General features: G+C 67.7%; 21 protein-coding genes. 14 read left to right on the plus strand and 7 right to left on the minus strand.

Annotated features, from left to right (window positions below):
* Nucleotides 1-4 precede the first annotated feature (4 nt).
* Nucleotides 5-1,390: a 4-aminobutyrate--2-oxoglutarate transaminase gene (gabT, locus tag RCH21_RS06060; protein WP_326963604.1), complete on the plus strand. Its 1,386-nt coding sequence runs from the start codon at nt 5-7 to the stop codon at nt 1,388-1,390.
* A gap of 84 nt (nt 1,391-1,474) precedes the next feature.
* Here gabT and RCH21_RS06065 read toward each other — a convergent pair whose 3' ends face one another.
* Complete coding sequence (locus RCH21_RS06065; RefSeq protein ID WP_120147183.1) at nt 1,475-2,071, minus strand: GNAT family N-acetyltransferase; 597 nt, start codon at nt 2,069-2,071, stop codon at nt 1,475-1,477.
* 199 nt (nt 2,072-2,270) lie between these two features.
* Nucleotides 2,271-2,951 carry a TetR/AcrR family transcriptional regulator gene (locus RCH21_RS06070; RefSeq protein WP_120147182.1) on the minus strand — a complete coding sequence of 227 codons (681 nt, stop codon included), beginning with the start codon at nt 2,949-2,951 and terminating at the stop codon, nt 2,271-2,273.
* 86 nt (nt 2,952-3,037) lie between these two features.
* On the opposite strand from RCH21_RS06070, the gene RCH21_RS06075 reads away from it, so the two are divergent.
* From RCH21_RS06075 to RCH21_RS06090, 4 genes are all read left to right on the plus strand, one after another.
* Nucleotides 3,038-4,501 (plus strand): flavin monoamine oxidase family protein, encoded by a 1,464-nt coding sequence (locus tag RCH21_RS06075; protein ID WP_326963605.1) that lies wholly within the window; start codon nt 3,038-3,040, stop codon nt 4,499-4,501.
* A gap of 2 nt (nt 4,502-4,503) precedes the next feature.
* Nucleotides 4,504-5,397 (plus strand): universal stress protein, encoded by an 894-nt coding sequence (locus tag RCH21_RS06080; RefSeq protein WP_326963796.1) that lies wholly within the window; start codon nt 4,504-4,506, stop codon nt 5,395-5,397.
* Entirely contained in the window at nt 5,394-6,914 is a 1,521-nt protein-coding gene (locus RCH21_RS06085; RefSeq protein WP_326963606.1) for an APC family permease, read from the plus strand. Before RCH21_RS06080 ends, RCH21_RS06085 begins: the two co-directional genes overlap by 4 nt.
* Before the next feature lie 107 nt (nt 6,915-7,021).
* Complete coding sequence (locus RCH21_RS06090; RefSeq protein WP_120147178.1) at nt 7,022-7,864, plus strand: universal stress protein; 843 nt, start codon at nt 7,022-7,024, stop codon at nt 7,862-7,864.
* A 10-nt stretch (nt 7,865-7,874) separates the two neighbouring features.
* Here the strand turns inward: RCH21_RS06090 and rarD are convergent, their stop codons facing one another.
* On the minus strand, nt 7,875-8,834 hold the full coding sequence (rarD, locus tag RCH21_RS06095) for an EamA family transporter RarD (protein WP_326963607.1): 960 nt from the start codon (nt 8,832-8,834) through the stop codon (nt 7,875-7,877).
* 197 nt (nt 8,835-9,031) lie between these two features.
* Between rarD and RCH21_RS06100 the strand changes: the two genes are divergently transcribed.
* The 5 genes from RCH21_RS06100 (at nt 9,032) to RCH21_RS06120 (ending at nt 15,922) form a co-directional block, all read left to right on the plus strand.
* Entirely contained in the window at nt 9,032-10,453 is a 1,422-nt protein-coding gene (locus RCH21_RS06100) for an FAD-dependent oxidoreductase (protein WP_326963608.1), read from the plus strand.
* A 62-nt stretch (nt 10,454-10,515) separates the two neighbouring features.
* Nucleotides 10,516-11,856, plus strand: coding sequence for a GAF domain-containing protein (locus RCH21_RS06105; RefSeq protein ID WP_326963609.1), 1,341 nt, complete (start codon nt 10,516-10,518; stop codon nt 11,854-11,856).
* Between the two features lie 142 nt (nt 11,857-11,998).
* Nucleotides 11,999-13,798 (plus strand): M23 family metallopeptidase, encoded by a 1,800-nt coding sequence (locus tag RCH21_RS06110; protein ID WP_326963610.1) that lies wholly within the window; start codon nt 11,999-12,001, stop codon nt 13,796-13,798.
* Nucleotides 13,799-13,931: 133 nt separating this feature from the next.
* The gene (gene exaC, locus RCH21_RS06115) at nt 13,932-15,455 is read left to right on the plus strand and encodes an acetaldehyde dehydrogenase ExaC (RefSeq protein WP_326963611.1); all 1,524 of its coding nucleotides are present in this window, start codon (nt 13,932-13,934) and stop codon (nt 15,453-15,455) included.
* 8 nt (nt 15,456-15,463) lie between these two features.
* Nucleotides 15,464-15,922, plus strand: a complete 459-nt coding sequence (locus RCH21_RS06120; RefSeq protein WP_326963612.1) for a DUF779 domain-containing protein — start codon at nt 15,464-15,466, stop codon at nt 15,920-15,922.
* A gap of 77 nt (nt 15,923-15,999) precedes the next feature.
* Here RCH21_RS06120 and RCH21_RS06125 read toward each other — a convergent pair whose 3' ends face one another.
* Both RCH21_RS06125 and RCH21_RS06130 read right to left on the minus strand, forming a co-directional pair.
* Complete coding sequence (locus tag RCH21_RS06125; RefSeq protein ID WP_182976827.1) at nt 16,000-16,332, minus strand: ArsR/SmtB family transcription factor; 333 nt, start codon at nt 16,330-16,332, stop codon at nt 16,000-16,002.
* Nucleotides 16,332-17,246: a cation diffusion facilitator family transporter gene (locus RCH21_RS06130; protein ID WP_326963613.1), complete on the minus strand. Its 915-nt coding sequence runs from the start codon at nt 17,244-17,246 to the stop codon at nt 16,332-16,334. Before RCH21_RS06130 ends, RCH21_RS06125 begins: the two co-directional genes overlap by 1 nt.
* A gap of 129 nt (nt 17,247-17,375) precedes the next feature.
* On the opposite strand from RCH21_RS06130, the gene RCH21_RS06135 reads away from it, so the two are divergent.
* Nucleotides 17,376-18,122 carry a GAF and ANTAR domain-containing protein gene (locus RCH21_RS06135; protein WP_326963614.1) on the plus strand — a complete coding sequence of 249 codons (747 nt, stop codon included), beginning with the start codon at nt 17,376-17,378 and terminating at the stop codon, nt 18,120-18,122.
* Between the two features lie 22 nt (nt 18,123-18,144).
* Here RCH21_RS06135 and RCH21_RS06140 read toward each other — a convergent pair whose 3' ends face one another.
* A complete protein-coding gene (locus tag RCH21_RS06140; protein WP_326963615.1) occupies nt 18,145-19,119 on the minus strand; it encodes an aldo/keto reductase in 975 nt (324 codons plus the stop codon).
* A 126-nt stretch (nt 19,120-19,245) separates the two neighbouring features.
* Here RCH21_RS06140 and RCH21_RS06145 point away from each other — a divergent pair, with 126 nt between their 5' ends.
* Together RCH21_RS06145 and RCH21_RS06150 are read left to right on the plus strand one after the other, a co-directional pair.
* Nucleotides 19,246-19,905 carry a TetR/AcrR family transcriptional regulator gene (locus RCH21_RS06145; RefSeq protein WP_326963616.1) on the plus strand — a complete coding sequence of 220 codons (660 nt, stop codon included), beginning with the start codon at nt 19,246-19,248 and terminating at the stop codon, nt 19,903-19,905.
* A 35-nt stretch (nt 19,906-19,940) separates the two neighbouring features.
* Entirely contained in the window at nt 19,941-22,496 is a 2,556-nt protein-coding gene (locus RCH21_RS06150) for an MMPL family transporter (RefSeq protein ID WP_326963617.1), read from the plus strand.
* Nucleotides 22,497-22,591: 95 nt separating this feature from the next.
* Here RCH21_RS06150 and RCH21_RS06155 read toward each other — a convergent pair whose 3' ends face one another.
* Nucleotides 22,592-23,602, minus strand: a complete 1,011-nt coding sequence (locus tag RCH21_RS06155; protein ID WP_326963618.1) for an adenosine deaminase — start codon at nt 23,600-23,602, stop codon at nt 22,592-22,594.
* 223 nt (nt 23,603-23,825) lie between these two features.
* On the opposite strand from RCH21_RS06155, the gene RCH21_RS06160 reads away from it, so the two are divergent.
* Nucleotides 23,826-24,776, plus strand: coding sequence for an SDR family NAD(P)-dependent oxidoreductase (locus RCH21_RS06160; RefSeq protein WP_326963620.1), 951 nt, complete (start codon nt 23,826-23,828; stop codon nt 24,774-24,776).
* The last annotated feature ends 102 nt before the right edge of the window (nt 24,777-24,878 follow it).

A 24,878-nucleotide genomic window follows, 5' to 3' on the forward strand; every position in this document is an offset into this window, starting at 1 on the left:
CCCCATGACAACTTTCGCAACCTCATCCGGAACCGTGGCTCCGACCTTCCGTCTCGAGCAGAAGCGAAGCATCAACGGTGAGTTCCCGGGCCCGAGGTCCACTGAGCTGGCCGCGCGCCGCGCCGCCGTCGTGGCCAAGGGCGTCGCCTCGGGCGTGCCCGTCTACGCGGCGGACGCCGACGGCGGCATCCTCCGGGACGTCGACGGCAACTCCTTCATCGACCTCGGCTCCGGTATCGCCGTCAACAGCGTCGGCGCGTCCGATCCTGCCGTCGTCAGGGCTGTCCAGGAGCAGGTGGAGCACTTCACGCACACGTGCTTCATGGTCACGCCCTACGAGGGCTACATCGCCGTCGCCGAGCAGCTCGCCGAGCTGACCCCGGGCGACTTCGAGAAGCGCACGGTCCTGTTCAACTCGGGGGCCGAGGCCGTGGAGAACGCCGTGAAGGTGGCACGCCTGGCCACCGGCCGGGACGCCGTCGTCGCCTTCGATCACGCGTACCACGGACGCACCAACCTGACCATGGCGCTGACGGCGAAGGCCATGCCGTACAAGACCAACTTCGGTCCGTTCGCACCCGAGATCTACCGCGTGCCGATGAGCTACCCCTTCCGTGAGGAGAGTCCGGCCATCACGGGCCCCGAGGCGGCGCAGCGCGCGATCACGATGATCGAGAAGCAGATCGGCGCGACGTCGGTCGCCGCGATCATCATCGAGCCGGTGCAGGGCGAGGGCGGCTTCATCGTTCCCGCGGATGGCTTCCTGCCCGCCCTGGCGGAATGGGCCACAGCCAACGGCGTCGTCTTCATCGCGGACGAGGTGCAGTCGGGCTTCTGCAGGACGGGCGAGTGGTTCGCCGTGAACCACGAGGGTGTCGTGCCCGACATCATCACGATGGCGAAGGGAATCGCCGGCGGCATGCCGCTCTCTGCGATCACGGGCCGGGCGGACCTGCTCGACGCCGTCCACGCCGGCGGTCTCGGAGGCACCTACGGTGGGAACCCCGTCGCCTGTGCGGCGGCGCTCGGCGCCATCTCCACGATGAAGGAGCTGGACCTCATCGGCCGCGCCCGCTCCATCGAGGCCCAGGTCACCGAACGCTTCGCTGCCCTGCAGTCGGAGCTGGGCGAGTCCAGCATCGTCGGTGAGCTCCGCGGCCGGGGCGCCATGCTGGCCATCGAGTTCGTGGAGCAGGGCGGCAAGACACCGAACGCGGAGGCCACCAAGGCCATCGCGGCCCAGTGCCTGCGTGAGGGAGTCATCATCCTCACCTGTGGTACCTACGGCAACGTGATCCGCCTTCTGCCGCCGCTCGTCATCACCGATGATCTGCTCGCGGACGGACTCGACGTCCTCGAGCGGGCGATCCGGACGGTCAACGGCGGCTGACGGGTCCCCGAAGTACGACGACCTGAGTAGGACGACGAAGGCCCCGCAGCTTGGCTGCGGGGCCTTCGTCTATCCAGCGGTGGATCAGCTTGACGGAATCAGCGCTCGGAACTGAGGGTTATCCAGGAGAAAGGCCTGGGCATGCCTGCAGTAGGGTACCGGCGCCAGGCGACGACGGTGCGCATTCAGGAGTGCGCCACGAATGAGCACGGGCTCGAGGCCCGACATGCGGTACTCGGTTCCGACGACGGTCTCGAGGAACCGGATGCGTCCCGCCCGCATGTCGTACTTCAGGTAGCCGACCATGGTGCCGTCGTGGAAGAGCTCGAAGCGGGAACCCACGGGGTTGTCGCGGAACTTCTCGCGCAGCTTCACGCTCTCGGATCGCTCTGCAGCACGCGCTTCGCGATCCGCGAGGGCCTGCACCACCGCTTCGTAATCGTCCTGCACGCCGAAGGGCGGGTAATCGGTGTCGAGCACCCGATAGAGCTGGTTGCAGAGGATGCGCAATTCGCGGGTGGTAACGCCCGAGAGGTCGAGAGGGACGTCCGGGACGTCCGGGCCGAGGGCGGCGGGCGAATCCGGAGCCGCAAAGGCGGCCTCGTCCTGGTCGGACCAGGTGCTCGGGGACCCGGGCCCGGCGGGCAGCTCGGTGACCAGGGAGGAAGGGGCAACAGTCATGACAAACCTCGAGGATGTTCAGAGTACGGTGGGCCGTTGCTTGACCGTCCTCGAACCGTAACAGCTATCTCGGGAACCGTAAAGCTAGGTACCTTAGCAATCAGTGGGATGCCTACCGACGCGCGCACGCGGGTGCTGCTTCTGCGCCGGCCCACGTCCGGCGGCAGGGATGGTCGTGCGCCCTGACGGAGTCACCGGCTCAGGACGAGTAGGCGGCGAGTTGCAGCCGAAGGCCCGCGATGATGCCGTCGAGACCGGTACGGAAGGCCGCGTCCGCCGCACTCCCGGAGCCCGCGGCGGCGGAGGCGCAACGCACCGCCGCCGTGAAGACGGGGAACTGGTCCGCCAGCGTGCCCGAGTCGAAGATGTCCCGGGGCGCTGCGACGTCGAGCGCCGACCCGTAGATGAAGGACTCGAGGGCGACGATCGCGGGCACGATGCGATCCTCGGGCCACCCTGCATCGAGGAACCCGCGGGCCACCTCCTCGTACATGCGCAGCGTGTCGGCGGCGCCGGTCACCGGCATGACGGCGATCACGGGAACCAGGGGCGCGTGCCGGGCGAAGACCTCACGATAGGACCAGGCCCACTGGCGGACGGCCTCGTCCCAGGGTTCGCGGGCGAAGCCGCTGAAGTCCACCATGGTCATGACGTGGTCCTGGACCCAGCCGAGCACCTCCTGCTTCGACTCCGCGTGGTTGTAGAGCGCCGACGGCGCCACCCGGAGGCGGCGGGCGAGCCCCGACATCGTCAGCCCCTCGTACCCCTCCGAGGCGATGAGGTCGAGTGCGGCTCCCGTGATGAGGTCCTTGGACAGGACGCGGCGCGGGGGGCGCCCGGCACGTCGTGGCGCAGGTATGGCTGAAGTCGCTGAAGTCATGGCTCCCGATCCTGTTGCAGCATCGTCAAACTCTACGGGTGCTCCCTTCCCTCGTGGGGCACCTCTGGCTATAGTAGGGCGAAATAATGAATGTCATTCATTTTGTGGTCTGCGTCATGGAGGCCCGGAAGGACAACGTGAAGACCATCGAGCGCGACGTCGTCATCATCGGAGCGGGGCCCTCGGGCCTCACCGCGGCACGGGAGCTGAAGAAGGCCGGCCACTCGGTCGCGGTCATCGAGGCGAGGGACCGTGTGGGGGGCCGCACCCACACCGACATCATCGACGGCGCGGTGTTCGAGGTCGGCGGCCAGTGGGTCTCGCCGGACCAGACCGCACTCATCGGACTCCTCGACGAGCTCGGGCTCAGCACCTTCCCGCGCTACCGCGAGGGCGACTCGGTCTACATCGGGCCGGACGGTGAGCCCATCCGCTACTCGGGCGACATGTTTCCTGTCGGCGACTACACCCGCGAGGAGATGGAGCGCCTCATCGACCTCCTGGACCAGCTCGTGGCCGAGGCCGGTCCGGAGGCGCCCTGGAACCACCCGGACGCCCGCGCCCTCGACACCATCTCCTTCCACCACTGGCTCCGCCGCCAATCCGACGACGAGGAAGCCTGCGACAACATCGGCCTCTTCATCGCCGGCGGCATGCTGACGAAGCCCGCCCACTCCTTCTCGACCCTGCAGGCCATCCTCATGGCCGCCACCGCGGGCTCCTTCTCCAACCTCGTGGACGAGGATTTCATCCTCGACAAGCGGGTGGTGGGCGGCATGCAGTCGGTCTCGGTACGCATGGCCGCGGAGCTCGGCGAGGACGTCATCCTCTCCAGCCCCGTGCGCACCCTGCGCTGGAGCGGCATGGAGGGGGCCGACGGCGCCGAGGGGGTCACCGTGGTCTCGGACACCACGACCGTGCAGGCCCGCTATGCCGTCGTCGCCGTCCCGCCCAACCTGTACTCGCGCATCAGCTACGAACCTCCACTGCCCCGCCGCCAGCACCAGATGCACCAGCACCAGTCGCTCGGACTCGTCATCAAGGTCCATGCCGTCTACGCAACACCCTTCTGGCGCGAGGAAGGGCTGTCCGGAACGGGCTTCAGCGCAGGATCGATCGTTCAGGAGGTCTACGACAACAGCAACTTCGAGGACCCGCGCGGCACCCTCGTGGGCTTCGTCTCCGACGAGAAGGCGGACGCGATGTTCGAACTCCCGCCGCATGAGCGACGCGAGCGCATCCTGGCCTCGATCGCCGGGTTCCTGGGTCCGCAGGCGGTCGAGCCCGAGGTGTACTACGAGTCGGACTGGGCCTCGGAGGAGTGGACGCGCGGCGCCTACGCCTCCAGCTACGATCTCGGTGGCCTGCACCGCTACGGTCGCGACCAGCGCACGCCCGTGGGGTCCATCCACTGGTCCTGCTCCGATATCGCGGCGGAGGGCTATCAGCACGTGGACGGCGCCATCCGGATGGGGCAGCGCACGGCCGCCGCGATCCATGACGCGCTCACGTCCGGCCTCCAGGCCGCCGGTACAGTGCAGGGATCGTGACCATGCGCTACATCGTCGGCTACACCGCGGATGAGCGCGGGCACGACGCCGTCTGCCTCGCCGTCGCCCTCGCGCGCCGCCAGGACGCGACCCTCGACCTCGTGCTGGTGACGCCGGAGCACTCGCTCTACGCCGGCACCTATCCGCCCGACAAGGGCTTCGACAGCGTCCTGTCCGACCAGATGCGCGAGTGGATGGACGAGGGGCTCGCGCTGGTGCCGGAGGACATCACCGCACGCGGCGTCGTCGTCCGCTCGGAGTCCAACGCGCAGGGGCTCATCGAGGCTGCGGAGGACACGGAGGCCTCCCTGATCGTCATCGGGGCAAGCTCACGCGGCCTCGCCACACGCTTCAGCGTCGGGAACGTCGCCCGCAGCCTCCTCCATGCGTCTCCGGTCCCTGTCGCGCTCGCCCCCAAGGGGTACCGCAGGACGGACCCGGTCACGCGCCTGACCTGCGCCGTCGGACGCAGGGCCGGGGCCGACGCCGTCATGTCCGTCGCCGTGTCCTCGGCGGAGCGCCGAGGCCTGCCCCTCCGGCTCGTGTCCCTCGTCTCCCTCGACGCCGGCCAGCCGGATCCGGACGGGGCCGAGGACGAGGCGAACCGCCGGCTCGCGGAGACGGCGTCGTCGCTCGCAGCCGGTGGACGCGTCAGCGTCGAGACCGCACGCGGCTCCTCCATCGAGGAAGCCATCGAGGCCATGGCCTGGGACGAGGGGGAGGTGCTGCTGGTCGGTTCCAGCCGCCTCGCGCAGCACATGCGCATCTTCCTCGGGTCCACTGCCAACAAGATCCTGCGTACGCTGACCATCCCCATGGTCGTCGTCCCGCGTACGTACGCAACGCCCGGCTCCACTTCCGGCCCGGGCGCCTTACCCACAGAGGCGGATGCATGAGCGTCGACGAAACAACACAAAGGGGAACAGGGCTGAGCAAGAAAGGCCTCGACTCCGGCACCGTAGGGCTGCTGGGCGCTGTCGTCATCGGGGTGTCCTGCGTGGCACCCGCCTACACCCTGACCGCGGCCCTCGGCCCAACGGTCGCAGAGGTCGGGGTGAACCTGCCGGCCATCTTCCTCGTAGGCTTCATCCCCATGCTCCTCGTGGCCCTCGGCTACCGCGAGCTCAACAATTCCATGCCGGACTCCGGTACGTCCTTCACCTGGGCCACCCGCGCCTTCGGGCCCTGGGTGGGCTGGATGGGAGGTTGGGGCCTCATCGCGGCCACCGTGATCGTCCTGTCCAACCTGGCGGCCGTCGCGGTCGACTTCTTCTACCTGATGCTCTCCCAACTCCTGAACAACCCCGCCCTTGCGGAACTCACCCTCAACCTGCCGGTGAACATCGCAACGACGCTCGTGTTCATCGCCCTCGCCTGCTACGTCTCCTACCGCGGTATGGAAGCCACCAAGACCGTCCAGTACGTCCTTGTCACCTTCCAGCTCGTGGTGCTCGCCTGGTTCGCGATCGCGGCCTTCGTGCATGTGGCCAACGGCACCGCCTTCGATGCGACCAGCATCAGCGCGGACTGGTTCAACCCCTTCGCTGTCGGATCCTTCTCCGCCTTCGCCGCGGGTGTCTCCCTGTCGATCTTCATCTACTGGGGCTGGGACGTGACCCTCACGATGAACGAGGAGACCACCAATCCGAGGAAGACGCCGGGACGCGCGGGTGCCCTCACCGTCGTCGTCATCGTGGTCATCTACCTCACGGTCGCGCTTGCCACCCTTGCCTTCGCCGGCGTGGGCGACGGCGAACTCGGCGCGGGCAACCCGGACAACCAGGAGAGCATCTTCGCGACGCTCGCCGGACCCGTCATGGGTCCGTTCGCCATCCTGATGTCCATGGCCGTCCTGAGTTCCTCGGCCGCCTCACTGCAGTCCACCTTCGTCTCCCCGGCGCGTACCCTGCTCGCCATGGGCCACTACAAGGCCCTGCCCGAGGGCTACGGCCGCATCAGCCCGCAGCACAAGTCCCCGAGTTATGCCACCGTGGCGGCGGCCGTAGCCGCGGCGGGGTTCTACGTGTTCACGCGCCTGGTGTCGGAGAACGCGCTGTGGGACACCATCACCGCCCTCGGCCTGATGATCTGCTTCTACTACGGCATCACCGCGCTCGCCTGCGTCTGGTACTTCCGTGCCCAGGCCTTCTCGAGCATCAGGAACACCCTGTTCCGGTTCCTGGCCCCGCTGCTCGGCGGCGTGATCCTGATGGTCATGTTCTTCAAGACCGCCGTCGACTCCATGGACCCCGCATACGGGTCCGGCTCCGAGCTGTTCGGGATCGGCATGGTGTTCATCCTGGGAATCGGTGTGATCCTGCTCGGCGCCGTGCTGATGCTGGTGTGGTCCCGCATCAACCCGGCTTTCTTCCGGCAGGAAGTGCTGACCCAGGGTTCCGCTCCGCAGGAGTAGGTGGAGGAGTGACCTCCCGGCCGACAGGCCCTGCGCTAGAGTGAACCGACTCCGCGGGCGCCTGTCGGCCGCGCCACACCTGTCCGACCGAGGAGAAGGAAGCCGCCGTGCGCTACGTCGTTGGCTACACCGAGAACGACCGGGGGCAGGACGCCCTGGAACTGGCCACCTCGCTGGCCCTCACGCAGTCCGCGGGCATCGATCTCGTCACCGTGCTGGACTGGCCCCAGGACGGCAGCATGGCGCCCGGCAGCCGGCGCGCACAGGAAGCCCTCGACCGGGCGAAGGAGGGCGTGCCCGACGGCGTCGAGGTCGCCACGCACGTGCGCCTCGCCGACTCCTTCGCGCAGGGCCTGCTCGAGGTGGCGGACGACGTCGACGCCGGCCTGATCGTCATCGGCGCCTCCAGCAACGGACTCCTGCGCCGCTTCACCGTGGGCAGCGTCGCGAACGCCGTGCTGCACAGTTCGAAGGTCCCGGTGGCCCTCGCGCCGCGCGGCTACCGGCACCGCGCCACCTTCACCCGCATGACCTGCGCGGTCGGAGCACGGGCAGGAGCCGAAGGTGCCCTCGACGTCGCCGTCGAATCGGCCGGTCGCCGCGGACTCCCGCTGCGCCTCGTCTCCCTCGTCGCACTCGACGTGACCGAGTCCGCGGACTCGGGCGAGGCCATCAACAAAGCCCACCAGCACGCCCACTCGGTGCTCGCCGGCGCCGTCGAGCAGTTGCCGAAGGGGCACGAGGCCTCGATCATCGTGGCGCACGGTCGGACCATCGAACAGGCCATCGACGATATCGAGTGGGATCCGGGTGAGCTCGTGATCGTCGGCTCCAGCCGTCTCGCCCAGCACCGCCAGATCTTCCTCGGCGCCACGGCGAACAAGATGCTGCGCGCGTTGCCGGTGCCGATGGTCGTGGTACCCCGCGACTGGGTGCGCCCCCCGCTCTGAGAAGTGGCGGTCAGGCCGCCGTCGCCGGTTGCGGGACCTTCGCCAGCCGTGGCTGGCGTCGGACGGTCCGCAGCATGTCGATGGTCAGGAGGATGAGGCCGACCCACACGAGACTGAATCCGATCCACCGCTCGAACGGCATCTCCTCATGCAGGACCAGAAGGGCCAGCAGGAACTGCAGCACGGGGGCGAGGTATTGGAGGAGGCCGATCGTGGTGAGGGGGAGCCGACGCGCTGCGGCTCCGAAGAAGATGAGCGGCACGGCGGTGATGACACCCGAGGCGGCCATGATCCAGAAGTGGCCCGCGCTCTCGGTGACAAGCGTCGCCTCACCCCTGGAACTCAGCCAGAGCATGACGGCCACGGCGATCGGGGTCAGGACCAGCGTCTCGATGCTGAGGCTGGAGACCGCGTCCACGCGTGAACCGACCCGCTTCTTCATGAATCCGTAGAGGCCGAAGGAGAAGGCGAGCGTCAGGGCGATCCAGGGCACGGCGCCGTAACCGACGGCCAGCACCACCACAGCGAGGAGGCCCATGCCGATGGCCGCCCACTGCAGCCGCCGCAGCTTTTCCCTCAGAACGAACACGCCCAGAAGGACCGACACGATGGGATTGATGAAGTACCCGAGCGAAGCCTCGATGGCCTGGCCGGAGGTGACGCCGTAGGTATAGACGAACCAGTTGACGGCGATCAGCAGCGCGGCGACCGCCAGCGTTCCGGAGACCTGCGGGGTGCGCAGCGCGGTCATGACCGGTCGCCATGAGCGCCGGAGCGTCAGCAGGAGTGCACAGAAAATGAGCGACCACAGGACGCGGTTCGCCACGATCTCGATGGGTCCGGCGGGCGCGAGGATCAGGAAGTAGAGCGGCAGGAGTCCCCAGAGTCCGTAGGCGCTGATACCGAAGAGAATACCGACGGAGTTCTCGCTCCGCGCCGGACGACTGGTCTTCCCATCGATTCCACTCACGAGGGCGGAAACCCGCCCATCAGGACCATTTATTCCCGGTTCCTCCCCGAGGGCCGGGAATGGGCGGAGCCAGTCCGGCGAGATCCCCGCCACTGTTTGACGCGCTGTTGGCCGGCGCCATTTAGAATAGGGAACTGTGCGCTTATTCTGCGCAACGGCATCCATCAGGAGCATCTCCACCGGAAGAAGGCTATTCAGTGTCTACCTCAGCTGCGGCACGACCGCTGCGGGTCGCGATCATCGGCGCCGGTCCGGCCGGCGTCTACGCCGCCGACATCCTGACGAAGTCGAACGAGGTCCAGGGCGGGGACTTCGCCGTCAGCATCGACCTCTTCGACCAGTACCCGGCACCGTACGGCCTGATCCGCTACGGGGTTGCTCCTGACCACCCCCGCATCAAGGGGATCGTCAATGCCCTGCACAAGGTGCTGGACCGCGGCGACATCCGGTTCCTCGGCAACATCAACTACGGCCGGGACCTCACCCTGTCCGATTTCCGTCGCTTCTACGACGCCGTCATCTTCGCGACCGGGGCGATCCGCGATGCCGACCTGGACATACCGGGCGTGCAGCTCGATGGCTCCTTCGGCGGCGCCGACTTCGTCTCCTGGTACGACGGACACCCCGACGTCAGCCGGAACTGGCCCCTCGAGGCGAAGGAGGTCGCGGTGATCGGTAACGGCAACGTGGCCCTCGACGTCGCCCGTATCCTCTCGAAGCACGCAGACGACCTCCTGTCCACGGAGATCCCCGAGAACGTCTATCAGGGGCTCAGGGCGTCACCCGTCACGGACGTCCATGTCTTCGGTCGCCGTGGACCGGCGCAGGTTAAGTTCACGCCGCTGGAACTGCGCGAGCTGTCCCACTCGCGCGACGTCGACATCGTCCTGTACCCCGAGGACTTCGACTTCGATGCGGGCTCCGAGGAGCAGATCGCCACCAACAACCAGACAAAGACGATGGTGAAGACGCTCACCAACTGGCTGGTCGAGGACGAGCCGACGGGTGCGTCCCGCCGCCTGCACCTCCATTTCCTGCACTCGCCCGTCGAGATCCACGACTCCGCCGAGACGCCCGGGAAGGTCGCCGGCATGAAGTTCGAGCGCACCGAGCTCACCGGTGACGGTAACGTCCGCGGAACCGGGGAGATCGTCGACTACCCCGTCCAGGCCGTCTACCGGGCCATCGGGTACTTCGGATCGGAGTTGCCCGAGGTCGGCTTCGACGAGAAGCGCGGCGTGATCCCGAACGAGGGTGGCCGTGTGATCGACGAGGACGGCAAGCCGGTCCCGGGCATCTACGCCACGGGTTGGATCAAGCGTGGTCCCGTGGGCCTCATCGGCCACACCAAGGGGGATGCACTGGAGACCATCGGTTTCCTGCTCGAGGACCGGCTCAACCTGCCGCCCGCCGAGGACCCTTCGGAGGACGCCATCATCACGCTCCTCGAGGAGCGCGGGGTTCGCTACACGACGTGGGACGGATGGCTGAAGCTGGACGCGCACGAGATGAAGCTCGGCGCCAACTTCGTGAACACGTCGGGCAATGCCGAGGTCGTCCGGGAGCGCGTGAAGCTGGTTCCCCGAGAAGACATGGTGACCATTTCCCGCGGTGATTAGTCCGGCTACACTGTGACCTGTCCCGCGCTCCTACGCGGGACAGGTCACGAAGCGGAGTGCCGATGTCGCCGTCCCGTTCAATCGCCCCACCGGACTTGTCCTCCGACGTCCTGCAGCGAAGAGCCTTCGCCGCGCACGAGGCGCTCGGCCAGGGTGAGAGTGTCGACGGGAACCTCCGGGGCATTGTGCAGGACTCCTGGCTGAGATCACTCACCTTCTTCCCCAACCCCTCCTCGGCGCACGCCAGCCTGTACTGCTCCGAAGAGGAACTCGAGGCGTATCGGCAGGGACATCCCCTCGCAGCGATCATGCCCGTCATCGACCGCCTGCTCGTGCAGCCAAGCCTCGACTCCGGCATGCTCGTGGCTGTCGGCGATGAAAACGGCCGGCTCCTCTGGGTCGACGGCGATCGGGAACTCCGGCGTCGGGCCGAGGGCATGCTCTTCATGGCCGGAGCCGACTGGTCCGAGGCGACCGTCGGAACAAGTGCCCCGGGTACCGCTCTCGCCCTCCAGCGCAGCGTGCAGATCGCGGGCGCCGAGCACTTCAACCCGCAGGTACACCCATGGAGCTGCACGGCAGTACCGCTCCACGACCCTGATTCGGGCACGGTGCTCGGCGTCATCGACATCACCGGCGCGGCCGAAGCTGTTGCCACCCACACTCTGGCCCTGGTCGAGGCCGCCGTCGCTGCAGCCGAAGCCCAGCTCAGCATCCACCGGCTCCAGAGCCGCCTGTCGGGCACGAAGAGGTACAGGGCTCCGACGGCCGGAGCCCTGTACCGGGACAGCCTGCAGATCCTGGGTACGGATCATGGCGTGGTCCACGCCGGCGGTGCGTCCCTCGAACTGAGCCTCAGACACGCCGAGCTGCTCACCCTGCTCGCTCTCCACCCCGAAGGCCTCACAGCGGACCAGTTGGCAGTCATGGCCTACCCGGAGAACGCCTCCAGCACGACGGTCCGCGCCGAGATGCTTCGCCTTCGCAAGGCCCTCACGCAGCACGGTGGTGGCATCGTGCCGCAGTCACGGCCCTACCGGCTCCCGGGCGAGCTGGTCGTGGACGCGGTGCAGGTACTGAACTACCTACGGCGCGGCGCTCACCGCATGGCGCTCGCCATCTATCGCGGGCCCGTTCTTCCACGCTCGCAGGCACCGGCCATCGTGCGCCTGCGCGCCGAAGTCTCCACCCTCCTGCGGGACGCCGTCCTCACCGATGGCGCTCCGGAGACCGTGCTGCAGTACCTCGCCCTGCCGGAGGCCGAGGATGACGTCGAATCATGGAGCCTCGCACTCCGTGTCCTGCCGCGGCGCTCACCCAGGCGAGCAGTCGTCGTCGCCCATGTGGAGCGGTTGGAGGCCGAATTGATGGTGCCATCCGCTTCAAAGCTCAAGTTCTCGTGAATTCTGGCCGCCGATTCCCACAAACCATCGCCTCGAAGGCTGTCCGCGGTCTATCGTTGCGCATGGTGGTTGATGATCACGGTGGGCAGTGTTGCCTTCCGGTCCAGCACACCTGGCGCAGCACAGCTACAAGGGGACTTTCGTGACGCAAGCTGAACAGCACCCGAGGGTGCAGGCGCGGGGTACGGGTCCCTCCCGCACGAAGATGAATGCGACCCTGGCGATGGTGGTGTGCTTCGTCGGGTTCCAGGGAATCGTCCCACAGTCGTGGGATTCGGCTACCGCCCTGGGCTCCGATGCCACCCGCACCAGCCTGTCCGGCTTCTTCACCTATGATGCGCTGTCGCCGACGGGCACAGTGGGAACCTCCCTTCTCTCGCCGCTCCACAGCCTCGACGCGCTCGATCCGACCACGTTCCACGCCAAAGTAGCGCCAGAAGCCGAGGTAGCGCCGGAAAAAGCTGCCGAGGCCCCGACGAGCGGCGAACCACTCTCGGCCCAGGGCATCGAGCGTCTTCCGGCCGGCAATCTGTTCGCCGTCCTGGGCGAGCTGACGCCGACGTCGTCGTTCGGCTTCCGCACCAGCCCGATCACGAGCGAGGCCGGCGAGTTCCATACCGGTCAGGACTACTCGGCTCCGTGCGGCACGCCGGTGTATGCGGCCGATTCCGGGACGGTGCGCGCGGTGGGGTGGCACCCGTGGGGAGGCGGCAACCGTGTCGAGGTCGATCACGGCAATGGCCTGATCACGACGTACAACCACCTGCAGGGCATCTCGGTCGTGGAGGGCGATGCCGTCAAGGGCGGCGATCCCATCGCCGAAGTCGGCACGACGGGTTCCTCGACCGGATGCCACCTCCACTTCGAGACCATCCTCGATGGTGAGCACGTCGATCCGCTGCGCTGGAAGCTCTTCCAGGGCAAGCATGGTGTGCGGAAGGGCGAGCTGAAGGACTACACCCCCGGTTCTGGCAGTGCCACGGTCGTTCCGGCCTGGGCGCAGTCCTCCACGCGGTCGGACCAAGTGGCGCCATTCCTCGAGTCCGGCGTGGTTCCTGTCGCTTCGGGTCCCTCCGCTCCTTCGGGAGCCGCTGGTCATGACGCGCGCGAAGGGGACACGATCGTTGTGCCGCGTGCTCCGGAGAAAACGAAGGTTCCTGACGTGCCCAAGGCGCCCATGCCCGAGGCTCCTGCGCCCAGGCCCGAGCCTCCCGCTCCTGCGCCCAAGCCCGAGGCTCCGGCTCCTGCGCCCAGGCCCGAGGCTCCTGCGCCCAAGCCCGAGGCTCCGGCTCCTGCGCCCAGGCCCGAGGCTCCTGCGCCCAAGCCCGAGGCTCCGGCTCCTGCGCCCAAGCCCGAGGCTCCTGCGCCAGAGACTCCCGCTCCTGCTCCTGCGCCAGAGACTCCTGCGCCAGAGACTCCCGCTCCTGCTCCTGCGCCAGAGACTCCTGCGCCAGAGACTCCTCCCGCGTCGACTCCTCCCGCGTCGACTCCTCCGGCCCCCGCGCCCCCCGTGCCTGAGAACACGACGCCGGCTCCGACGGACCCTCAGGTCCCTCCGACGGTTCCCGCCGATGCAGACCCGGATACCTCGTGCGACACCGATTCGAGGGTCGCCGAGTCCGAGGCAGAGAATCCAGCGACGCCTGATCCGGCTGCTCCGGGTACAGACCCATCGGGCGGCCCAGCCGATCCGACGACGGGTGCCGAGCCTGAGCCTGGTACCGACCCCACCACGCGCGCGGAGCTCGAGCTTGGTACCGACCCCGAGAACGACGACGAGCCCTCATGCGGGACTCCCGGCGACGCGACTGACGCCGGTGACCCCGTTGGAGCGCCGGCCCCCGCGTCGGACGCGGCCACGACGACAGCGGCCGAGCCATCGGGTACAGCCACAATCCCGGCCGCCTCTGACGCAGTGCCAGCACCAGCCGGGCAGGGATAGTCGGCGCGTCTCGCGCTATTTCGACGCTCGCCTGGGCCGGGGGCGGCCATGCAACGTTGATGCAACCCTCGGGCTCCTACGCTGTGAAAAGGGAAGACGACGTCCTGCTCACACGGAGTTCAAGGAGTGGACAATGACTGTTTATGCCCAGCCTGGCCAGGATGGATCGAAGGTCAGCTTCAAGCCGCGGTACGAGAACTGGATCGGCGGTGAGTGGGTAGCCCCCATCAAGGGGCAGTACTTCGAGAACATCTCGCCTGTGACGGGCAAGGCTTTCTGCGAGGTGGCGCGGGGCACCTCCGAGGACATCGACCTTGCCCTCGACGCTGCGCACAAGGCGGCTCCCGCCTGGGGCAAGACGTCCGTGGCGGAACGCGCAGCAGTGCTGAACCGTGTCGCAGACCGCATCGACGCGAACCTCGAGTTGCTCGCGGTCGCTGAGACCTGGGACAACGGGAAGCCGGTGCGTGAGACCCTGGCGGCCGACATGCCGCTGGCCGCAGACCATTTCCGCTACTTCGCCAGCGCCATCCGCGCCCAGGAGGGCGGAATTTCCCAGCTCGACGACGACACGACGGCCTACCATTACCACGAGCCGCTCGGCGTCGTGGGGCAGATCATCCCGTGGAATTTCCCCATCCTCATGGCTGTGTGGAAACTGGCGCCGGCCCTGGCCGCGGGCAACGCCGTCGTGCTGAAACCGGCAGAGCAGACACCGACATCGATCCTGGTGCTGATGGAGCTTCTGAGCGACATCCTCCCCGCCGGCGTCATCAACGTGGTGAACGGCTTCGGCGTCGAGGCGGGCAAGCCGCTGGCCTCGTCGAAGCGCATCCGGAAGATCGCGTTCACCGGGGAGACAACGACGGGCCGGCTCATCAGCCAGTACGCCAGCCAGAACCTCATCCCGGTGACGCTCGAACTCGGCGGCAAGAGCCCGAACATCTTCTTCTCGGACGTCGCCGACAGCAATGACGCGTTCTACGACAAGGCACTCGAGGGCTTCGCGCTGTTCGCGTTCAACCAGGGCGAGGTGTGCACGTGTCCTTCGCGAGCCTTGGTGCAGGGGTCAATGTACGACTCCTTCATGAGCGATGCGATTGCTCGTGTGGACAAGATGGTGCAGGGCAACCCGCTCGACACGGACACGCAGGTCGGCGCGCAGGCTTCCAATGACCAGCTCGAGAAGATCCTGTCCTACATGGACATCGGCGCGCAGGAGGGTGCGAAGGTGCTCATCGGCGGCGAGCGGAACATACTCGGCGGCGATCTCGCCGAGGGCTACTACGTCAAGCCCACGGTGTTCGAGGGAACGAACAACATGCGGGTCTTCCAGGAGGAGATCTTCGGTCCGGTGGTATCGGTGACTCGGTTCAACGACTACGCCGAGGCCATGGAGATCGCGAACGACACCCTCTATGGACTGGGTGCCGGGGTCTGGTCGAGGAACGGCAACGTGGCCTACCGCGCGGGTCGTGAGATCCAGGCGGGCCGCGTCTGGGTGAACAACTTCCACGCCTACCCGGCGGGGGCAGCGTTCGGCGGCTACAAGTCCTCGGGAATCGGCCGCGAGAACCACGCCATGATGCTCGATCACTACCAGCAGACCAAGAACCTGCTGGTCAGCTACTCGGAATCCAAGCTGGGTTTCTTCTAGGAGATGCGATGACCGTCGAAGCCTCGGTGACCATTCCGGGCGAGTCCTTCTCCCGGGTGGCACTGTCGGACAGCGCAGTCGACCTCCTGGACAAGCTCTGGCTCATCCACGGTCCGCTGATGTTCCACCAGTCCGGCGGGTGCTGCGACGGCTCGTCGCCCATGTGCTATCCGGCCGGAGAGTTCATCACGGCGGAAGCTGATGTCCTGCTCGGAGTCCTCGATATCACGGCGGGCGCTGACGGCAGGGCGGACGCAGGAGCGGCCGACGACGCCGACGGACCCCGCCTGATCGACTTCTGGATGTCGCGCGAGCAGTTCGAATACTGGCGCCACACTCACCTGACGGTCGACGTCGTACAGGGACGGGGCAGTGGATTCTCGGTCGAGTCGCCGGAGGGGAAGAGGTTCCTCATCCGGTCCCGGCTCATGGATCAGGCGACGCCGGACATCGCCAGCGCGATCTGAAAGGTCATGGAGGGACCCGGTGGACGATGCCGCCGGGTCCCTCCATGCGTGAGCTGTGCGGTTCCAGCCCGGGCCGATCAGCGTCCCGCAACCCAGCCGGGGTGGCCGTGATGCTCCGGTTCCACGGCGAGGACGATCCCCAGCAGGTCCGTGAGCGCGTGGCCGAGCTTCGGATCCACGAGCTCGTAGCGGGAACGGCGGCCTTCGGGAACGGCGACGACGAGCCCGCATCCGCGCAGGCACGACAGGTGGTTCGACAGGCTCTGGCGGCTCACGCCAAGCGATTCGGCGAGTTCGCTCGGATATGCGGGGGCGTCCCGAAGGGCCACCAGGATCCGCACGCGCGTCGGGTCGGACAGGGCGGTACCCACCCGCTCGAGCACGGAGGTGGAGGTCAGGGTCTGCAGCATCAGTGAGTCAGCTCCGTCTCGTGGGGAACGTGGCCCATCGGTTCGATCTGGAAGGTGCAGTGGTCGATGCTCACGTCGAAGTGCCGGCTCACGCATTCCTGCAGTTGGTCCAGGACGGCGTGGGCCGAGCCGTCCCGATAGCAGCCGTCGTCCACGACGATGTGCGCGGTCAGGACGGGCAGCCCTGTGGCGATCTGCGTGATGTGGAGGTCGTGCACGTCGCGGACCTGGGGCAGGCGGGCGATGTGCGCTCGCACCTCCTCGAGATCGATCCCCGCGGGAGTGGACTCGAGCAGCACGTCGATGGTCTCGCGCAGCAGCTTCAGGGTCCGCGGGATGATCAGCACACCTATGAACAGGGCCACAATGGCGTCGGCCCGCATCCACCCCGTGAGGGTGATGACGACGGCGGCGACGATGACGGCCACAGATCCGAGAGCGTCGTTGAGCACCTCCAGGAATGCCGCCCTCAGGTTGAAACTCGCAGCGCGGTGTCGCGACAGGAGCCCGAGGGCGGCGAGGTTGCCGGCAAGGCCGACAACACCGAAGACGATCATCTGCGGTGCCGCGACATTCTCCGGGGTTATCAGGCGACGCACGCCCTCGACCAGCACGTAGGCACCGACCGCGAGGAGGAATGCCGCCTGCAGCAGGGCGGCGATGACCTCGGCCCGCCGGAAGCCCCACGAGCGCTGCGGCGTCGCCGGACGGGTGGAGAGTGTTGCGGCACCGAGTGCCATCGCGAGACCCGCGGCATCGGTCAGCACGTGGACAGAATCGAAGAGAAGTGCCAGACTACCTGTCCACAGCGCGCCGACCACCTGGAGGACGAAGACGCCGAGCGTGATCCCGAAGGCGCCCGCCAGCGGACCCCGGAGGGCCGTCGTCGGACTGTGGTGGTGGTGCGAACCCATAGGAAGATAGTACAGCGGTCGCTGAACCGGCTGCGCGACGTGTGGCGCTGGTACGGTGAGTGTCCGCGGCCGCCGACGAAGCGGGCCGTCCGCTCCGAGGACGACGCTGATCAAGGCAGGGGAACTCTCATGGCATCGGACGATCGGCCTGATCCACCTGACCATGCCTGGAGCGCGCCGGCGGATGACGTCGCCGGCAGGTTGAGCGATCTCGCCCGCTCCCTGCAGCGCGAGGACAACGAGGACGCCGTGCTGGATCGGTTGGTGCGTGCCGCCATCGAACTCGTTCCCGGTGCCGACGAAGCGTCCATCACCCTCGTGACGGGGCGCCGCCGGGTCGAGTCCCGGGCGCCGTCGGGCGACCTCGCGCGGATCATCGACGACCTGCAGGAGCGGACCGGAGAAGGACCCTGCCTGAGCGCGGTGTACGAGGAGCAGACCGTGAATGTCCCTGACATGCGCAACGAGGCCCGCTGGCCGGAGTTCTCGGCCAAGGCCGCATCAGCGGGGGCCGGCAGCATGCTCTCCTTCCAACTCTTCGTCAAGGGGGACAACCTCGGCGCGCTCAACCTCGTCGGGCGTGCACCGCACGCCTTCACGGAGGAGTCCGAGTACGTGGGCCTGCTGGTTGCCTCGCACGCCGCCGTGGCTTTCGCCGACGCGCAGAAACTGCACCAGTTCAAGGATGCCATCGCCACCCGGGACCTGATCGGACAGGCGAAGGGCATCCTGATGGAGAGGTACGGCATCACGTCCGGCCAGGCATTCATCATGCTCGCCGAGGTCTCCGCGGACACCAACGTCAAACTGCTCGCGGTGGCCGATGCACTGGCCGGCACGGGGAACCTGCCCGTCCGGCGTCGGGCGCGCAGCTGAGCCGAGCCGTGCCGTCCACGGGTCAGCGGTCGACGCCGGTCATGTCCTCGTAGCGCTCGCCGACGGGTGCGGCGACGGCGTCGAGCTGCGCCAGCTGTTCCTGCGACAGGATCAGGCCGTCCGCGGCGACGTTCTCCTCGAGGTAGCGGACCTGCTTGGTGCCGGGTATCGGCGCGATGTCGTCGCCCTGCGCGAGCAGCCAGGCGAGGGCCACCTGACCGGGAGTCGCGCCTACCTGCCGTGCGACCTCGTCCACGTGCTCCACGATCCGGATGTTGGCCTGCAGGTTCTCGCCGGCGAAGCGCGGGTTGTTGCGGCGGAAATCCGATTCGTCGAGCTGGTCCACGGAGCGGATGGTCCCGGTCAGGAAGCCGCGGCCGAGCGGCGAATACGGGACGAAGCCGATGCCGAGTTCACGCACGAGGGGGAGGATCTCGCGCTCCGGATCCCTGCTCCACAGCGAGTACTCGGTCTGCAGGGCGGTTACCTGATGGACGGCGTTTGCCCGGCGGATCGTGTCCGGGGCGGCTTCGGACAGTCCGATGTGCCGGATCTTGCCCTCTTCGACGAGCTCGGCGAGAGCGCCCATGGTGTCTTCTACGGGTACCGAGGGGTCCATGCGGTGCTGGTAGTAGAGGTCGATGTAGTCGGTGTCGAGGCGCCGCAGCGATCCCTCGACCGAGAGGCGCACGTTCTCCGCACTTCCGTCGAGGCCCATTGCGTCTCCGGCCGTGTGGCGGATGGTGCCGAACTTCGTGGCGATAACGACGTCGTCGCGCCTGGACTTGAGGGCGCGGCCCACCAGCTCCTCGTTGGCGTAGGGTCCATACATCTCGGCGGTGTCGAAGAAGGTGACGCCCAGTTCGAGGGCGCGGTGCAGCGTCGTCGTCGCGCCCGCGTCGTCCTTGCCGCTGCCGGTGTAGAACGCCGACATGCCCATGCAGCCGAGCCCGAGCCGCGAGACGTCGAGGCCGGAGCCGAGGGTGATGGTCTTCATGGAGGCCGCCTTGGGTCGAAAGGAATGGTGCCTCGGTCAGGGTACGCCGGAATGTATGGTGCGCGGTGGAGAGTTTCCCGCGGAGGCTTGTTGCACGGTGTGCAAATTCTCCCCTACGCTTGAACAGTGCTGAGTACAACCGACAACGCAGAGCCATTGGGCCGCCGCGAACAGAACAAGATCGACACGCGCCGCGCGATCGCCGATGCGGCCCTCGACCTCGCCCGGTCCGTCGGCCCGGGTGCCTTCACCGTGGATCAGATTGCCGCCCGGGCGGGTGTTTCCCGACGAACGTTCTTCAATTACTTCCACAGTGCCGAGGACTCGCTGACCGTCCGCACCGACACGTTCCTCGAGCTGGCCCTCGAGGTCTTCGGGCAGCGGCCCCAGGACGAGCCGCTGTTCGAGGCCATCATCCGGTCCTTCAGCGAGACCACGCGGATGGAGGGCCTGTCTCTGCACGGCGAGCTCTTCCGGATGGGGGATGCGAATCCCGATCTTCTGCGCGCCCAGCTGCACTCATGGGAGCGTGCCGAAGCCCGCATCGTCGGGGCACTGCGTCGTCGGCTGGGGGCTCCCGCATCGAACCTCTACCTCACGGCCCTGGTGGGGTGCGTCCTGTCCTGCACGAAGGCAGCCATGCGGGACTGGGCGGTCAGCACTCCCGAGTCCGGCGACGACTCGGGGGAGCAGCTCGAGGCGCGCATCCTCGCCTCCCTGACCATGCTGCGCGACGGCTTCGTCGATCCCACAGCCACCTCCGCCGGCCCTGCTGCCGGTTCCTGACCCCTACACTCCCCGACTTCCGCAAGGACCACGCCATGGCTTTTCTCCTCTACCGGCTCGGCTCATTCGCGTTCCGCAGGCGATGGTGGGTCATCTCCGCCTGGCTTGCGATCATGCTTGCCGTGGGTGGCGCCGCAGCCGCCTTCTCCGGCACCCTGACCAACGACTTCACGATCCCCGGGACCGAGTCGCAGCGCATCTCCGACCGGTTGCGGGAGGAACTCCCCGAGGCTGTGGGAGGCACGGGGACGGTGGTCTTCACGACCGACGACGGCGCAGCCTTCTCGGCCGAGCAACGCGAGGGAGTGCAGTCGGCGCTCGCCGGGGTCGGAGCCCTCGACGGCCTCCGGGGCGTCGTCGATCCCTTCGACGTCGCCGATCAGGTAGCGGCCGGGGCCCAGGAGATCGAGTCCGGCCGGGCCGAGCTGGAAGCCAGCGAGCAACAGCTGTCCGCGGGGGAGGAGCAGCTTGCGCAGGGGCAGGCGCGGCTCGACGCGCAGCGAGCCCAGTTCGAGCAGGCCCGTCCTCTGCTGCGGCCTGCACGGGTGGCAGCTATCGAGCAGACGCTCCAGCAGGGACAGGCCCGGCTCGACGCCAGCCGTACGGAACTCGAGAACGGGCGCGAGCAGCTCGAGTCCGGCAGGACCGAACTGGAGCTCGCCCAGAGGCAGCTGGACGCCTCCTCGGGGGTGAGCCTCCTGTCCGAGGACGGCTCCACCGCCGTCGCCAGCGTCCAGTTCGAGCAGCAGATAAACGGCGTCTCGCCGGAGCTGCGCGAAGCGGTGCAGAAGGAGGCCGCCGAGGCCGAGTCCGCGGGTGTGACGGTCGAGTACAGCAAGGAGATCGTCGAGGACGTCTCCGGCATCGTCGGTGCCACGGAGGCCCTCGGCCTGGCCGTCGCCGCCGCCGTACTCATCGTCATGCTCGGCACGCTGATCGCTGCCGGTCTGCCGCTCCTCATGGCCGTGGTGGGCGTGGGCGTGGGCGTGGGGATTACCTTCGCCCTCTCGGGCGTCGTCGAGCTGAACAGCATCTCGCCGGTCCTCGCCCTGATGCTCGGCCTCGCCGTCGGCATCGACTACTCACTGTTCATCGTGAACCGGCACCGGACACAGCTGCTGCACGGCATGGAGATGCAGGAGTCGATCGCCCGCGCGACCGGAACGGCGGGCAACGCCGTCCTCTTCGCGGGCATCACGGTGATCGTTGCGCTTGCGGCGCTGGCGGTTCCCGGGCTGCCGTTCCTGACCGTGATGGGCCTGTCGGCCGCCGGTACGGTCGCCGTCTCGGTGCTCGTGGCGCTGACCCTCACACCGGCCCTGCTCGCCCTGATGGGGCCGCGGGTCATCTCGAAGAGCCGCTGGGCCAAGGCGCGCGGCCACAAGCACTCGGCTGCGGCTCCGCTCGACAGCGACAGCGGAACGTCCCTCGCCGACCAGCGCGCCGCGAACGGCGCCGGCTGGGGCGGGCTCGCTACCCGGAAGCCCGTCCTGACGGTCCTCGCCGGCGTGGTCCTGCTGGGCGTGGTCGCCATTCCGGCTGCGCAACTGCGCGTAGGGCTGCCCGACGGCGGGACGGAGCCCGCCGACTCGACGGCGTTCCAGGCCTACAGCACCATCGGCGACAGATTCGGAGCAGGAACCAACGGTCCGCTGATCGTCGTCGCCTCCCTGCCCGAGACGGCCGACGAGGCGGAGCTCACGGCCCTTCAGCTGGACGTGAACGACCTCCTGCGTGAAGTTCCCGACGTCGCGGCCTCCGTTCCCGCGACGGTGAGCGAGAACGGCCGCACGGCGATCTTCCAGGTCATCCCCGAAGAGGGGCCGGCCAGTGAGACCACCGAGAACCTCGTCCGCGACCTGCGCTCGTCGACCGACGCATTCGAGGAGCGGACCGGCGTCGCTATCGCCGTCACGGGTCAGACCGCGGCGAACATCGACGTCTCCGCCAAGCTCATGGAGGCGCTGCCGGTCTACCTCGGCATCGTCGTCGGGCTCTCGCTGATCCTGCTGCTGCTCGTCTTCCGGTCCATCCTCGTTCCGATCATCGCGACGGCCGGGTTCCTGCTCTCCCTGCTGGCCAGCTTCGGGGCAACAGTCGCGATCTATCAGTGGGGCTGGCTCGGAGAGTTCTTCGGCGTAACGAATCCCGGCCCGATCCTGAGTTTCCTGCCCATCATCCTGATCGGTGTGCTCTTCGGTCTCGCAATGGACTACCAGATGTTCCTCGTGTCCGGAATGCGGGAGGCATTCGTCCATGGCGACGATCCCAAGGCGGCGGTCCGCATCGGATTCAGCCATGGCGCCCGGGTGGTCACGGCCGCTGCCATCATCATGGTGTCCGTGTTCGCCGGCTTCGTCTTCTCCCATCTGGCCATGGTGCGTCCGATCGGATTCGGGCTCGCATTCGGCGTGCTGCTGGACGCCTTCGTCGTCCGCATGACGCTCGTTCCGGCCGCGATGTACCTGCTGGGCAGGCATGCATGGTGGCTGCCGGCCTGGCTGGGGCGGATCCTCCCGGATGTCGACGTCGAGGGCGCGAAGCTCCTGCGCGAGAACGCGGAGGAGGAGAAGGAGCCGGTGCCGGTGTGAGCGCGTCGCATCAGCCCTGGCGGATGCGTGGATGCTCGTCGGGTCGGCCACCTGCACCTTCCCCGGCCCGATCACCAAGCGGCGGGAGCTGCTCCCTACTGGAGGTTCGGACGGTGCTGCGACACTCGCCACGACTCTACCTCCGCGAGAAGGACCGCACGCCGTTCATCGTCCAGGAAGGCTGACCGGAAGGAGTTGGCGGCGAGCGTCGCGAGCTCGTCAGGGCTGAGTCCGAAGGCCTTGGTCACGGCCGCGAAGTTGTCCTCGACGTAACCACCGAAGTAGGCAGGGTCATCCGAATTGATGCTGACGTTGAGCCCCAGCTCCAGCATCCGGGGCAGAGGATGGTCGCCGATGGTACCGACGGCCCGGAGCCGGACATTGGAGAGCGGGCAGACCGTCAGGGGAACGCGATCGGCGAGGAGCCGCGCCACGAGCGTGCCATCCTCGAGGCTCCGGATGCCGTGATCGATCCTGTCGGCGCGAAGGACGTCGAGCGCTTCCCAGACGTAGGCCGGCGGTCCCTCCTCGCCCGCGTGCGCAACGCACTTCAGGCCGGCTGCGCGAGCGACGTCGTACACCTCGCCGAAGAGCGACGGCGGAAAGCCGACCTCCGCCGAATCGAGACCGATGCCGACGATGGGAGCGTCCATGGCGAGGAGGTCCCGTAGTACGCCGAGCGCGTCTTCTGCGGGCCTGTCGCGCAGGAAGGCCGCGATCAGGGAACTACTGATACCGAGATCGGCCTCGCTGGTCGCCAGCACCGAAGCCACGCCGTTCACGCAGGTCTCCAGGCTGATGCCGCGAGCGAGGTGAGCCTGCGGATCCATCATGATCTCTGCGTGGCGGACCCCCGCCGCCGCGGCCCTGCGCAGGTAGGCGCGGGTCATGTCGGCGAAGTCCGCTTCGGTTCGCAACACGTCCATGGTGGCGTAGTACAGGTCGAGGAAGGACTGCAGGTCCGTGAAGGCGTAGCGGGCTGCGAGATCGGTGGTGTCCGCATAGGGCAGGGTGATCCCGTTGCGGGCTGCGAGCGCGAAGACGAGGTCGGGCTCTAGGGTCCCCTCGATATGGAGGTGGAGTTCGGCGCAGGGCAGGAGAGGCATCACTCAAGCCTAGGAGGCCCAGACGTCCACCGGCGAACCACATTCCACCGCTCGCCGGCTCGCGTAGGGTTCGACTAGCGAGGAACGGCAGCGTGCGGGACTTGTTCGTGGCTAGCACGGGGCCTAGGACAGGGGCTCGGCACCGGGGCCATCAGCGTCCGCGTGGACACCTACTACCCAGGGCGGGCGGGACGCATATCCGGTCCGACGCCAGGAGGATCTCATGAACGCCATCACCTCTCCGTTCACCGCGGCGACCACTGCGCTCGAGGTCATCGAGGGTATCGACCTTTCGAACCGGACCGCGATCGTGACAGGGGGCGCCTCGGGCATCGGCGTGGAGACTGCGAGAGCCCTGGCGCATGCAGGCTCCGACGTGACGATAGCCGTCCGGGACGTCGGGGCGGGGCAGCGCGTCGCCGAGGATATCGGCCGCACCAGCAAGGGCGCTGTGGTCCAGGTCCGGGCGCTGGACCTGGCGGACCTTGCCTCAGTGGACCGGTTCGCCGACGACTGGTCGGGTCCCCTGCACATCCTGGTCAACAACGCGGGGATCATGATGACCCCGGAGTTGCGGACCACGCTCGGGTGGGAGCTGCAATTCGCGACCAACCACCTCGGCCATGCGGCGCTCGCCATCGGCCTGCACAATGCCCTGGCAGCAGCGGGCGGGGCGCGGATCGTGTCCGTGAGCTCCAGCGGACACGGCATGTCGGACATCGTCTACGACGACCTGTTCTTCCAGCGCAGGCCGTACGACGCCGGTCACGCCTACGGGCAGTCGAAGACGGCCAACGTGCTGCTCGCCGTCGAAGCAACGCGGCGGTGGGCGGAGGACGGCATCACAGCGAACGCCGTCATGCCCGGCGGTATCTGGACGAACCTCCAGAGGTACTGGGATCCTGAGGTCCTGGCGGCGACGAAGGCGCAGGTGGCCTCGGCCGGCCTTACAGCGAAAACCCCTGAACAGGGCGCCGCCACCTCGGTGTTCGCCGCGACCTCACCCCTGCTGAGGAGTATCGGCGGGCGGTACCTGGAGGATTGCGGTGATGCGGAGATCGTCCCGGAGATCATCGACGGCGTCTACGGTGTGCGCCCCTATGCCCTGGATGCGGCGAACGCCGAGCGACTGTGGGACGTGTCCCTGGAACTCCTGCGGGATGCGCGGCGCTGATTCCGACGAGGGCAGGGTCTGGACCGGCCGCTCGACCCCGGCCCACAGTTGCGGTCGGGAGAACGAACCGGCCCGCGGTTATCGCTGCATGCACACGAAGGA

This window comes from Arthrobacter sp. PL16 (assembly GCF_035985055.1).
GTDB classification, from domain to species: Bacteria; Actinomycetota; Actinomycetes; order Actinomycetales; family Micrococcaceae; genus Arthrobacter_D; species Arthrobacter_D cheniae.

What these genes read in the sequence shown, in the direction of transcription:
- RCH21_RS06155 (WP_326963618.1), bottom strand. Translation starts at nt 23,602, where the DNA reads ATGCCTCTCCTGCCCTGCGCCGAACTCCACCTCCATATCGAGGGGACC.
- RCH21_RS06070 (WP_120147182.1), bottom strand. Translation starts at nt 2,951, where the DNA reads ATGACTTCAGCGACTTCAGCCATACCTGCGCCACGACGTGCCGGGCGC.
- RCH21_RS06075 (WP_326963605.1), top strand. Translation starts at nt 3,038, where the DNA reads ATGAATGTCATTCATTTTGTGGTCTGCGTCATGGAGGCCCGGAAGGAC.
- RCH21_RS06125 (WP_182976827.1), bottom strand. Translation starts at nt 16,332, where the DNA reads ATGCTGCAGACCCTGACCTCCACCTCCGTGCTCGAGCGGGTGGGTACC.
- RCH21_RS06065 (WP_120147183.1), bottom strand. Translation starts at nt 2,071, where the DNA reads ATGACTGTTGCCCCTTCCTCCCTGGTCACCGAGCTGCCCGCCGGGCCC.
- gabT (WP_326963604.1), top strand. Translation starts at nt 5, where the DNA reads ATGACAACTTTCGCAACCTCATCCGGAACCGTGGCTCCGACCTTCCGT.
- RCH21_RS06135 (WP_326963614.1), top strand. Translation starts at nt 17,376, where the DNA reads ATGGCATCGGACGATCGGCCTGATCCACCTGACCATGCCTGGAGCGCG.
- RCH21_RS06160 (WP_326963620.1), top strand. Translation starts at nt 23,826, where the DNA reads ATGAACGCCATCACCTCTCCGTTCACCGCGGCGACCACTGCGCTCGAG.
- RCH21_RS06140 (WP_326963615.1), bottom strand. Translation starts at nt 19,119, where the DNA reads ATGAAGACCATCACCCTCGGCTCCGGCCTCGACGTCTCGCGGCTCGGG.
- RCH21_RS06105 (WP_326963609.1), top strand. Translation starts at nt 10,516, where the DNA reads ATGTCGCCGTCCCGTTCAATCGCCCCACCGGACTTGTCCTCCGACGTC.
- RCH21_RS06120 (WP_326963612.1), top strand. Translation starts at nt 15,464, where the DNA reads ATGACCGTCGAAGCCTCGGTGACCATTCCGGGCGAGTCCTTCTCCCGG.
- RCH21_RS06085 (WP_326963606.1), top strand. Translation starts at nt 5,394, where the DNA reads ATGAGCGTCGACGAAACAACACAAAGGGGAACAGGGCTGAGCAAGAAA.
- RCH21_RS06080 (WP_326963796.1), top strand. Translation starts at nt 4,504, where the DNA reads ATGCGCTACATCGTCGGCTACACCGCGGATGAGCGCGGGCACGACGCC.
- RCH21_RS06150 (WP_326963617.1), top strand. Translation starts at nt 19,941, where the DNA reads ATGGCTTTTCTCCTCTACCGGCTCGGCTCATTCGCGTTCCGCAGGCGA.
- RCH21_RS06130 (WP_326963613.1), bottom strand. Translation starts at nt 17,246, where the DNA reads ATGGGTTCGCACCACCACCACAGTCCGACGACGGCCCTCCGGGGTCCG.
- exaC (WP_326963611.1), top strand. Translation starts at nt 13,932, where the DNA reads ATGACTGTTTATGCCCAGCCTGGCCAGGATGGATCGAAGGTCAGCTTC.